This window comes from Marinitoga okinawensis (assembly GCF_055387075.1).
In genome coordinates, this window is sequence record NZ_AP042422.1 from 1,478,474 (window position 1) to 1,491,272 (window position 12,799).

Consider the following 12,799-nt stretch of genomic DNA (forward strand, 5'->3'; position numbering starts at 1 on the left):
AATCATTCGTGAATTGATCTCTAATAACGTTATAGATTTATTTTTCAATTATTTAAGGCTAACCATTTTACTATATTAATCATCAATTTTCTATCATCACCATAACTATATCCATTATATAATTTATCTCCAGCTGTCCCTGTTCCATCATCAATAGGTGAAGAATCTCCTATTGCTACAAATTTCCCTTTACCATATTTACCAGCTATAACATATGGACCCCAAGATTCTTTATTATAATATACTACACCAATTATTTTATCTGTATTTATAATATATTCTGCTGTCCCAGCCCACGCTCCTGTTTCTTTAACTCCTTCTGTTATCGGATGTTTTTCCATTTTTGTTATTGGATGTTCAGAATACTGTTTTTCTTTAAATCTAAAACCTAATTTCCCCACAAAATCGTCTTCATAGATATTTTTACTTTCTATTTGATGAGTCCCTTTTAAAAATCCATTAAATATTTCAACAGCATCCCAGCCATCATTATTTCTATCAGCACCAATATGATCTGCAATAAAAAAAACATTTCCTCCATCTAAAATATATTTTATTATTGCATTTTGTTCATCTTTTGTAAATACAACATTTGGTTCAGGTATTATATATACATCATAATTTTTTAAAACATCGTATGTAATAGGCTTATCATCATCTTTTTGATTTCTACCTGTTTCATCGTTTCCCCATTCTTCTACAAGAGCTCCAAGATTCTTTAAATCATCTGCTAAATCTGAAAAACCTCCATGAATAGTCCAATCCGCATTACCTGCTGTTTGAGAGTGAGCATTATCAAATAAAACTTTTTTATTTGATAAATCAAATGCAATATTTTTATTTTGTATTATACAACTTGATAATATTAAAATCATTATTGACATTATTATTACTATAATATATTTAAATTTCATATTTACCTCCATTTCTAAAAAAGAAAGCCCAAACGGGCTTTCGAATTTATTTTGCTGTTACAAAAGAAGAATCTCCAACATAAATTTTAAACCCATAATTATAACCTACTACACCTTTTACTTCATAAAGATTTCCCGTTTCAAGATTAGCAGGCATTGATGAATATTTTACAACTGTTATATCAGCATTTCCATCATCATTTAAATCAAAAACAAAGTGTCCATATCCATCTTTACCTAAATATTTTCCCTCAAATATCACCAAATTTCCTAAATTGTCCATTCCTGGTAAATTATTCATTGTTAAATGATCGGCTTTATCCCAAGGAATTGTTCCCTTTATTGAAGTTGAAACATCAGAATCGTTTTGAGCTAAAGTAAACCTATATTCGAAATATCCATTGTCTTTATCTCTTTCAACATAATATGGTCTTCCTGTTGCATCAAATGTGTCATTCATTTCTATATCTAATGTCTTATCAACCTTAAAGTAAATCCCTGTTCCATCTGAAGTTACACCATATATATATCCATAATTCGAAGCATCATAAACAACTATAACATCTTTTACATTTTTAAGAGGAACAACATCAGGATCTGCTGTATCCCAACCTGCAGTACCTTTAACATAATTATCTTTAATTTCAGCTTTAATATCTGCTATAGAATAAGATACTACCTGAGAGTTTTCATCACCATTTTCTTCATCAACCTTTTCTTTTGTCAAACATCCACTTAATAAAAATACCCCCATCAAAATAACCAATAAATAAATAATACTTCTCTTCACCAAAAACACCCCCTAATTAGTATGATAAACTTTAAAATAATATTCTTGTTAAAGGTCTTTCAGTTATAACAAAGTCTGTCCATGTTGTAAAACTCATAACAAATTTTTGTTCCCCGTCTACTCTACCATTAATATCTTTCATAGCAAAAGTCAAATCAAAATCTTCCCCAATTAATTTAATTCCATAATTTGTAATGTAATCTGTTAAAACTCCATCATCTAAAGAATTCCCCTGGAAAAACAATTCCATTTTCCATGGTCTAGGTAAATAATATCCTAATCTTCCTTCAAACAACCATGTTTTATTTGAAGGATTATTAGTAGCAGCATCTACATCAAGATAATATATATTCTCATTATTTTGATCCATATTATAATACATCAATCCTTTTAAATAAACTGGATAATAATTTATCTTTCCCCCTAAAGCAATTTTAGGTGATGGTAATATTTTAACTAAATCTGAAATATTATTTGTTATTTCAGAAATAGAATCAACAGTTGAAGGAACAGCATATCCAACACCATAATATAATTGAGTAATAAGCTTTCTACTCCATTTTATAGAATTATATCCTGCAAATGATGCAGATAATTTATTATATCTATTATCCTGAGATAAATAGAACATATATTTTGTATATCTATCATCTAAGCCAGCATAAGCATAAATCGATTTATTTTCTAAATCATATGCACCACCAAATTTCATCTCACCAAACGGTTTTATGTATCCACCTACTGCCATATTCATAGGATTTAAAGTATAATTTTTATCTCCTAAATCATCTCTAAAACCGCCTACTCTAAATGAAAAATCTGATCTTAAATCATATGGATAATCTCTAAATTTAAATTTACCAAACATAAGTAAAATATCATATCCTATTTTATATTGTAAATAATAATATCTAGGAAGTTTAAATTTTAACGTCTTATCGTTTAAATCATATAAAAGCGTGGATGAAGGTAGTGTTACATAATCATTGAACCTTAACATTACGTTTGGTGTAATTCCAATATCAAAATATGTTATTGGAAATACATCAGCATAATTATCAGGATCATCTAAATTCATTGTATAAATACCCAATACTGAGAATTTTGTACCACTAAAAGCTGCAAAGGAAAGAAAAACAAGCAACAAAAATACCCCTAAAAATACTTTCTTCATAATAATACCTCCTAAAAGTTTATCTTAAATTGATTCACATAAATGAAATTTGTGATATAATATTACGTCGGATGATTTTAACATAACATTATAACACAAAATAAACGGAGGTGTAATGTAACAATGTATAAAAAAATTTCATTAATTGTAATTATTTTACTCTCATTACTCTTAATTAGTTCATGTTCAAAACAAACAACAAATAATATTCAAAACATGGAAAAATTATATTATGTCAGTAGAGTAATAGATGGTGATACTATAAAAATATATTATAATGGTGATGAGGTATCTGTTAGATTTATTGGAATTGATACTCCAGAAACTCATAGTGGAAGCAAACCCTTAGGCGAATTAGGCGATAAAGCTTATTGGTTTACAAGAAATAAAATATATACAGATAATGCAAAAAAATCATATGTATTTTTAGAATTTGACAATGATAAATATGGAAACTATGATAGATTGTTAGCTTATATATATTATAAAGGAAAAGATGGAAAAATGCATTTTTTGAATAAAGAAATATTAGAAAATGGATGGGCTAGACCATTATTTTATTCTGATACTTCAAAACACAGAGATGATTTTATAGAAGCTTACAAAAAGGCTTTCGAAGACAGAAAGGGAATTTTTCAATTTTTTGATTCAAAAGATAGAATTGTCGAAGATAAGGATTTAACTGATAAGGATATCGGTAAAATTAGGAACGTCAAATTAAAAGTTTCAAATGTTTCCAGCTCAGGATCTTTTTATCATGTTTATTCGGAAAGCGGGAATTTTTATATCAGCATCAGAAGGGACGAATATAATGCCTTTTTTAATAATTTAAACTTATATGATTTAAAAGGAAAAGAGATTATGATTTATGGTGAAGTTTGGAAAGAAAATGGAAAATATGAAATACTGGCAAGAGCAGAATTTGAGTTTACCATTATAAAATAAAATATTCAAAACGATATTCGTTCATCCGGTGAAAATTTTTAATCCTCAAAAATTTTCAAGGATCCTCTTATATTATTTTTTCATATTTTATTTGTCAACAAACTAAAAGCCCAAATTTGGGCTTTTAGTTTATAATAGTGTTGTTGGCGGGTTTAAATAAACATACATTTTTTTATTATATTTTTTTATTATTTCATAAAATTTATCATGATCAATATTTCCTTTAATTACAACCTGATATCTATATTGCCCTCTTAATTTAGGTATTAATGGTTCAGTAGGTTCCATTATGTCAACATCAGAAAAATTACTTTCCAATAATTTATAAAATCCTTCAGCATCCTTTAATGCTTGTTCTTGAACCGTATGAGAAAATATTAATAATAACAAATCAGAATATGGTGGATAATTATATTTCTTTCTATTGCTTAATTCCAATTCAACTACATTATCAAAATCATGTTCTTTAATATATTCAAAAAATGGACTTTCTGATTTAAATGTTTGAATTAATACTTTACCTTTTTCTTTTCTACCAGATCTTCCTGCTACTTGAATCAAAAGAGATGCTGTATGTTCCTGTGATGTATATTCTGGAAAATTCAAATATCTATCGCTATCTAAAATTACTACTAACTTAATATCAGCTATATCTAACCCTTTAGTAATCATTTTAGTTCCAACTATTATTGCAGAACCTTCTTTTTTTATTTCCTCAAATGCTTTATATAAATCATCATTTGTTTTTATTATTTCTCTATCCATTCTAATAATTTTTTTATTTGGAAAAAACTTCAATAACTCATTTACAACCCTTTCCGTTCCGTAACCTCTTAATTGCAATTCCGGATTTCCACATACAGGACAGGATGGCGGAACTTTTTTTTCACTTCCGCAGTAATGACATTTTAATTTATTTTCGTATCTATGATAAGTATATGAGACATCACAATTTTCGCATTTTAATACATTTCCACAATTTGTGCAAATTAAATAATTTGCATATCCCTTTGTTGGAGAAAATATTAAAACCTTTTCTTCTTTTTTTAATGTTTCTTTTATTTCTTCTAATACTTTTTTTGTAAATATCCAGCTTAACTTTTCTTCTTTTTTCATATCTATAATTTCAATATCTGGCATTTCTGTATAAACTCTTTCTTTTAATTCAAATAAATTAATTTCTTTTTCTAATGCTCTTTTAATTTCTCTTAAACTTGGTGTAGCAGATGATAATATCAATTTAATATTTTCTAATTTTGCCCTTATATACCCTATTTCAACTGCATCATAAGAAATTTGATCAAATTGATATAGAGAATTATCGTGCTCTTCATCTATTATTATCATTCCTAAATTTTTTATTGGTATCCAAACAGCACTTCTTGTACCAACTATAATATCTATTTCGCCATTCACTGCTTTGTACCATGTTTTAATTCTTTCGGTGGAATTTATACCAGAATGATAAATTCCTATTTTACTTTCAGGAAATCTCCTTTTTATCCTGTATAAAAATTGTGGAGTTAATGAAATTTCAGGAATTATGATTAAAATTTTCTTCCCTTCTTGAATATATTTTTCCATTACTTCAAAAAATATTTCTGTTTTACCACTTCCCGTTACTCCATATAAAAGATCTATTGATCTTTCTTCTTTTAATAAACCAGTTAATATGTCATTTTGTTTATCTGTTAATTGTACTTTAAATTCATCATCAAAATTTTCTTCTTTAACAATAATATCTATTATATTCTTCTTCTTTAGTGTTTTAAGAACTGTAGATCCTCTATAAATAATTTTATTATTATATAATTCTTCTTCTGTCACTTCTTCTTTTTCTATTAAATAATTTATTACCCTCATTGCAGATTTTGATACTTTTTCATTTAGAATTTCATCTATATTTTTCTTCAGTATTATAATATTGTTCTTTTTTTCAACAGTTTTTTTAATATGAACCGATAAACTAATTAAATCATTTTTTATTAATTCTTTTATACGTTTATTAGCATCTTTCCTATTTTTAAAATTTTTATAGTACTCTTTTAAAAAGATCGGTTTTTCAATACCTGATAGTGACGATTTTGGTAATATTTTAATTTTAAGTTTATCTGAAGATAATGACGGAAATACCAATCTCGCTATTTCACTTATAGGCATGAGAAATTTTTTAGATGCAGAATAAATCAAATTTATATGAGAATCATTTATCAAAGGAATATTATCGATCACTAATTCTATTTCCTTTATTTTATAATCTTTTTTACTGGTTTCTGAAAGAATTACTCCTAACTTTTGTTGATTTCTAAATTCAATTAGCACCCTTCGACCGGGTGCTAATTTTTCTTCATATGAATATGTAAATGTATTATATGTATATGTTCCAAATACTGCCACTTTATAATAATACATAAAATCACTGCCTTATTAAAATCTTGATACTTAATCCTGATATTTTATCTATTGAATTAACCTCATCACCTGTAATATAATCTCTATATTTCCCATTTAACTTCATATTTAATTTTACTGGTATTTTTCTGGAATTTGTCATTACTATAACTTCATCAGTATCTGTATATCTCTTATATACTAATGCTCCTAATTTTGTTTTTAAAACTTTATACTCTCCATACCTCAATGCTTCATGTTCTTTTCTTAATTTAATCATTTTTTTATAATAATTATATATCTCCATATTCCAAAATTCTTTATCCCATGGAAATGGTTTTCTACACCAAGGATCTTTTCCACCATCTAATCCAATTTCATCACCATAATATATTACTGGAGCTCCTACAAATGTCATTTGAATCCCTACAGCTATTTTTAATTTATTAATATCACCATTTAATTCTGTCAATACTCTAGGTGTATCATGACTATCCAACATATTCCACAATGAATTTAAAACTTGAGGTGGATATTTTTCTAAATATAAATTGGTATTTCTTACAAAATTAAAAGCACTTCCTCCCTTTGCATAACCAAGAGTTGCATCCCTAAAGAGATAATTCATTACAGTATCAAAAGCTGGATATTCAAAAAATCTTGTGGAATCCTTCCAATATTCACCACTAATTATTGCTTCATTATTAATCCCTTTCACCAAAGGATAAAAGAAATTCTCCCAAAATGATTCTTTAACCTCATCTGCAGCATCTAAACGCCATCCATCAATTCCATATCCCATCCATTTACCAATCACAGAAGAAATATATGCTTTAACGCCATAATAATCCACATTTAATTTAGGTAAATCAGCATATCCCCACCATGAAAGATAACTATCAGCTGACTTTGTTACAGGGAATTTTTTAATAAAATACCAATTCAAATATTTTGAATTTTTTTGATTTCTAAATATATCCTGCATAGCAAAAAATTCATCCCCAGAATGATTAAAAACACCATCTAAAACTATTTTAATATTATTTTCTTTTAATTCATTTATTAATTTTTCAAATGTTTTTTCATCCCCAAAATGCGGATCTATTTTTAAGTAATCCTTTGTATCATATTTATGGCTGGATACAGATTCAAAAATGGGATTGAAATAAATTGCCTCTACTCCTAAATTTTTTAAATAATTTATAGATTTTATCACACCTTCAAGATCTCCACCATAAAAACCATTTGATCCTAAAGATGAAGATGTATAAGGTCCATACCAATTATTTGTATATTTTGGATCATTGTTTTTATCGCCATTTCTAAATCTTTCTGGAAATATTTGATAATATATTCTTCCTTTAGACCATTCAGGAACGTTCAAATATTTGATAACTGGTTTATCAAAATCAAATTCAAAATAATAATTTTCAGGATATTCTAAAGAAGTTTTTCCATCTTTTATTAAAAATTTATATTTTAAAATATTTGAAGGTGTAAGAATATGAAATCTATACAGTTCTGAATTGTCATATGTTAATTTTTCTTTTTTTAACACTTTTCCATTGCCTATAAATATTACATCTTGAACATCGTTTTTTTGAACTTCCAAGGAAAGATATATTTCTCCTGGTTTAACTGGATTTACATATTTTCTTTCAATTGTATGTTTTACTACTCCGATTATTCCATCATTTATAGACGGAATATATGTTTCCTCATCTTCTACTGTTAATACCGAATATAATTCTCCATTATAATATGCTGTATTTGGATTTTTATAGTCCAAAATCTTTTGATTATCTACTAAAAACAAATATTTATATTTTCCTTCATTTAAATTAAAAACTTTTTTCCATATACCAGTATTTGATTTATTCATACTTACAGGCTTAAAATCAGTAAAATCTCCAATTATATACACAGATGATGCTGGCTTCGTATAATAAACAGTCACATTTCTTGAAAATAGTATTATTGATATAACAATGATTATATTTATTAAAATATGTCTTTTCATATTTTCCCCTTCCTATATATTATTTTCATTTTTTTATCTAATTCATATCTAGAATATTCTTTATTTTTATAATAAAGCGAATAAACATTGGTAGATTTAAAATCATATTCTATCATTTTAAAATATGTTTTTTTATCAATGTTCCACATTTTTCTTTTATTCTTTAAATCTCTTTCAATATTTTTTATTATTGAAACATAATTAGAAGGCGTTGTTATTATAGGATATTCAACTTTATTTCTCATTACTGATAATAATTCTCTACCTTTTTCTGTAAAACCCAACACTCTTAAATATTGAGGGCCTGTATTATTTATGTTTTCAATTAATTCATTGGTAATACCAAAATATATATTTAACAGTGTTCTTTTAATTCTCGTATATGTAAATCTTTTAGATTTAATATTATGATATAACTCTTTAATTGTATTAGTATGTTTTGCAGCTTCTATTATTCTTTGATCCAGACCTTCATTTACACCATAATATTTTTTTAAATTATCTCTACTTAACGTTCTTAAATAAGACAAAAATGAAAGTTCAAAATCTTCAATGAATATTGGCCCTTTTCCTAATTTTTCTTCCCTTTGAATAATTTCAAATGTTTTAAACGGAACGGCATTTTTTATTAACTCATACTTTTTTTCTTTCCATAATTTTCTAATTGCTGTAGCACTAGAAAAATTACCTATAAAATTTTCATCATTATAATCTGATCCCTTTCGCCTTATTGTATGAGGAATTATTTTAGAATTTAATTTTTTTAATGCTATAAGATATTCTAACCCAAGAATATCATTTGATTTTTCTATTATAAGAATTTGTTCTTTGGATAAAATCTTATTTTGTTCAAAATATTCAATTAAAGCATATTTTCTAGCATTCGGGAATGAATAACCCTTTTTTAAATATTTTTTTAGTAATATTTGGTAATCTTCTGGTTGATTATACAAAGTTTCGGCTATTATATCTAACGTTTTTATATCAGCAGATTCACTACCAAATACCACATCTGTTACTATCTTTGTTTTATCTAATAACCCTATCGAGCCAAAGGCAAAACCATTAGCATCTTGAATCGAGTATAAAAATGGAAGTTCAAAAATTATATCTATTCCCATTTCCAGTGCTATTTCTGCTCTAGAAAATTTATCAATAATAGCAGGTTCTCCACGTTGAACAAAATTACCGCTCATAACAGCTACAGTATAATCTGGATTTATGAGTTCTTTAGCTTTTTTTAAATGGTATAAATGCCCGTTATGAAAAGGGTTATATTCAACTATTACCCCTAATACTTTCAAATTTAACACCCCGTTTGAGGACTTTCATGATTCTTTATAATTTTGGGATTATTATTCTCATCAACTACAACAATCTTAGGATTACTTTTTTCTTCTTTAGAATATAAACCATATGCCATTATTATTACAGTATCACCTAATTCTACCATTCTTGCAGCAGCACCATTTAATCCAATTATTCTTGATCCTCTTTCACCTTTTATAACATATGTTTCAAATCTTGCCCCATTGTTAACATCAACTATTTGAACTAATTCATTTTCTTCAATATCAGCAAGTTCCATTAATTCTTCATCAATAGTAATACTTCCTTCATAATGAATATTTTTTTCGGTAACTGTTGCTCTATGAATTTTTCCTTTCAATAACATTTTAAACATCTTATTACCTCCCAAAAAATAGATTCTTATTTAATTTTATCATTAAAAGTTGTATTTTTGATTTAAAAATATAGAATTTTTAAATCAAAAATATCATCTAATATTTTGTGGTATAATTATATTAACAATACAAGATAAGAGGTGATTTTATGTCAAGAACTGTATTAATTAACGGAACTGTTTCTTATTCATCAAACGCACAAATTATTCACAGCAAAATATTAAAGGATTTAGTAATAGAATTTTTAACAGATTTAGAAGAAAGAAATGAAAGTTTATTAACCTTTTTTGCTTTATTTCTTAAAAATGAAGATGCTGTAGAAATAGATGAACGTTATGACTTGGAACAAATTGTAAAAATGTTGTTTGCATTATCAGCTGAAAAAATTGATGAAATCGATGCATCACCTTTTTACAGTTTCCCAAAATTAAGCGATAAAAAAGAACAAATAGTGAAATTTGTTGAGAGATTATATAATCTATGGAGAAACAAACATAGATTTATGATACAAAAAAGTGATTATGTTTCTAACGGCATCCAAAAAATATATAAAGAAATGATACTGGTAAAAAATAATACTGATTTTAAAAGTTTAGTTACAAACTTTTATAGACAAATTCTTATCAATGTTTCTGATGATAGATTAAAAGTTTTAAGACAACTTCCAAGTGGAGCTCAAGTCGCTTTTTCTGTCGATACTCCAAGGTTTAAAGCAAATGTATTTAATGAAAATGAGACCTTATACAATGTTCCATTTGTCTGGGGAGTGGTTTTTGAACCTCCAGTAATATTTTATACCAAATCTAATAAAAGAAGTGGTATATTTAAAGTTATTGATTCTCCTATATTAAATAAAATAAACCTTGATAATCCAGAAGACTGGTTTGCATTTCCTATTCATGTAGGGAAGAGATATATTTTAGTTTATGTATATAAAGAGTTTTTATCTATGGCTGCAGGATTGACTAATTTATTTGAACTTGCAGGATTTGGAATTGTTCAAAGGAAAAAACCTGACGGTATTTATTTTTATGGTTTGGATGATAAATATTTTGAAAAATCCGAATACAAAAATGGAGTAATTTATAGAGAAGATGATGGAACATACATTGGACTTCTTGGTAGAGATGATAGTGTAGATTATTTTGGATATATGAAAAAAGTAATATTAACTATTCATAATTTGAAAGTCATTGACGATGGAAATTTACCAATACATGGTGCTTTAGCTGAAATTGTATTAAAGAATGGTAAAAAAGCAAATGTTATGCTTATGGGTGATAGTGGAGCTGGAAAATCTGAAACATTGGATGCATTAAATAGGCTTTCAAAAGAAGTTTCTGAAGTAAATATATTAATAGATGATATGGGTTCTTTAGAAATAGATGATAATGGTAATGTTGTTGCATTTGGTACAGAAACTGGTGCATTTGTAAGATTAGATGATTTACAACCTGGCTATGCTTATTCCGCAATAGATAGAAGTATTTTTATGAACCCTAACGAAATTAATGCTCGAGTTATTGTCCCATATTCAAATTATAAAGAAATTATACAACCAACAAAAATTGATTATTTCTTTTATGCAAATAATTATACCAAAGTTGAAAATGACGATGATTATATCGTATTTTATAATGATTGGAAAGATGCATATAATATTTTTTCAAAAGGTGCAAGAATGGCAAAAGGAACAACTTCAGAAGTTGGATTAACATATAGCTATTTCGCAAATCCATTCGGAGCTATTCAAAGAAAAGAAAAACATGAAAAAATTGCTCAAAAGTTTCTGAACCAAATGATTAAAACAGGTGTAAAAGTTGGAGAAATAAAAACACAATTGGGAGTTATAGGATTTGAAGATTCTGGGCCAGATTATGCTGCAAAAGCCTTACTAAAATTAATTAGTAATCAATAATAAAAAGGACCGATTGTAAAATCGGTCCTTTTTTGCTTATGGTGATTGTAATATATTTAAAATGGAGTTTGTGTTTAATTGTCCTGTTTGTCCCAGTAACATTGTACTCATTTGTTGCAAGTTTTGATTTCTTAAATATTCTACCATAGTTCTTGCCATATCTGCTCCTGCAATTCTATTCTCTGCTGTTCCTGTATTTTGAACATTATTCAATAAATTCTCTGCTGCAACACCTAATCTGTTAACATAAGATCCTATTTGAGTTCTTGTGCTATTTACCTGCTTTACCGCATTCTCAAGAGTATTTACTGCATTCTCTGCTCCTTCTTGCGTTGTCAAATTAACATCTTCCAAGTTTAATGCTTCTGGTCTCATATCTTGAATCTTTACCTCTAAATTATTATTAGCATTAGTATCAAGAGGTAATTTAGCTTCAAACGTACCATTTAATAATTGCTTATTATTATATTGAGTATCCTTTACAGTTTCAGTAATTCCTTGTTTTAATTGATTAAATTCATCATTAATAGCACTTCTGGACTCTTCTGATAAAGTGTCATTTGCACCTCTAATTGCTAATTCTTTCATTCTATTTAAAGTATCTTGAATGGATGCAATACCTTGATCAGCTACGTTTAATGCTTCTATACCATCATAAATATTTCTTGCCGCTTGATATGCAGATCTAAACTGTGTATTTAATCTTTGTGCAATAGTAAAACCTGCAGGATCCATATTAGCATTTATTAATCTATTCCCACTTGCTAATTGCTGTGATCTTTGCAATAATAAATTCGACAAATTTGATAATCTATTTGTTTGACTTAAATAATTATTTCCGATTCTCATAGGGGTCCCTCCCTCATTATAATATCCTTATAAATTTAGACACCAAATCTCTAAAAAAGTTCAAAATTTACATTTTATTAACGAACTTTATATTTTTTTATCAGTCTTAATGA

The 12,799-nt window shown here is 27.0% G+C and carries 10 protein-coding genes; 2 read left to right on the plus strand and 8 right to left on the minus strand.

Going from position 1 to position 12,799, the window contains the following annotated elements:
• Nucleotides 1-44: 44 nt before the first annotated feature.
• The 3 genes from ACZ5CK_RS07340 to ACZ5CK_RS07350 are packed head-to-tail and all read right to left on the minus strand — an operon-like array spanning nt 45 to nt 2,878.
• Nucleotides 45-914: a hypothetical protein gene (locus tag ACZ5CK_RS07340; RefSeq protein WP_464581170.1), complete on the minus strand. Its 870-nt coding sequence runs from the start codon at nt 912-914 to the stop codon at nt 45-47.
• A gap of 46 nt (nt 915-960) precedes the next feature.
• The gene (locus ACZ5CK_RS07345; RefSeq protein WP_464581171.1) at nt 961-1,704 is read right to left on the minus strand and encodes a hypothetical protein; all 744 of its coding nucleotides are present in this window, start codon (nt 1,702-1,704) and stop codon (nt 961-963) included.
• Between the two features lie 31 nt (nt 1,705-1,735).
• Complete coding sequence (locus ACZ5CK_RS07350) at nt 1,736-2,878, minus strand: hypothetical protein (protein ID WP_464581172.1); 1,143 nt, start codon at nt 2,876-2,878, stop codon at nt 1,736-1,738.
• A gap of 123 nt (nt 2,879-3,001) precedes the next feature.
• Between ACZ5CK_RS07350 and ACZ5CK_RS07355 the strand changes: the two genes are divergently transcribed.
• Complete coding sequence (locus ACZ5CK_RS07355; RefSeq protein ID WP_464581173.1) at nt 3,002-3,823, plus strand: thermonuclease family protein; 822 nt, start codon at nt 3,002-3,004, stop codon at nt 3,821-3,823.
• 129 nt (nt 3,824-3,952) lie between these two features.
• Here ACZ5CK_RS07355 and priA read toward each other — a convergent pair whose 3' ends face one another.
• The 4 genes from priA to panD are packed head-to-tail and all read right to left on the minus strand — an operon-like array spanning nt 3,953 to nt 9,918.
• Nucleotides 3,953-6,235, minus strand: a complete 2,283-nt coding sequence (gene priA, locus ACZ5CK_RS07360) for a replication restart helicase PriA (RefSeq protein WP_464581174.1) — start codon at nt 6,233-6,235, stop codon at nt 3,953-3,955.
• Between the two features lie 4 nt (nt 6,236-6,239).
• Nucleotides 6,240-8,234, minus strand: coding sequence for an alpha-amylase family glycosyl hydrolase (locus tag ACZ5CK_RS07365; RefSeq protein ID WP_464581175.1), 1,995 nt, complete (start codon nt 8,232-8,234; stop codon nt 6,240-6,242).
• Nucleotides 8,231-9,538, minus strand: a complete 1,308-nt coding sequence (locus tag ACZ5CK_RS07370) for a nucleotidyltransferase (protein ID WP_464581176.1) — start codon at nt 9,536-9,538, stop codon at nt 8,231-8,233. Before ACZ5CK_RS07370 ends, ACZ5CK_RS07365 begins: the two co-directional genes overlap by 4 nt.
• A 2-nt stretch (nt 9,539-9,540) precedes the next feature.
• Complete coding sequence (gene panD, locus ACZ5CK_RS07375) at nt 9,541-9,918, minus strand: aspartate 1-decarboxylase (protein ID WP_464581177.1); 378 nt, start codon at nt 9,916-9,918, stop codon at nt 9,541-9,543.
• Nucleotides 9,919-10,067: 149 nt separating this feature from the next.
• Between panD and ACZ5CK_RS07380 the strand changes: the two genes are divergently transcribed.
• Complete coding sequence (locus ACZ5CK_RS07380) at nt 10,068-11,837, plus strand: ATPase (RefSeq protein WP_464581178.1); 1,770 nt, start codon at nt 10,068-10,070, stop codon at nt 11,835-11,837.
• A 36-nt stretch (nt 11,838-11,873) separates the two neighbouring features.
• Here ACZ5CK_RS07380 and ACZ5CK_RS07385 read toward each other — a convergent pair whose 3' ends face one another.
• Nucleotides 11,874-12,686, minus strand: a complete 813-nt coding sequence (locus ACZ5CK_RS07385; protein WP_464581179.1) for a flagellin — start codon at nt 12,684-12,686, stop codon at nt 11,874-11,876.
• Between the last annotated feature and the right edge of the window lie 113 nt (nt 12,687-12,799).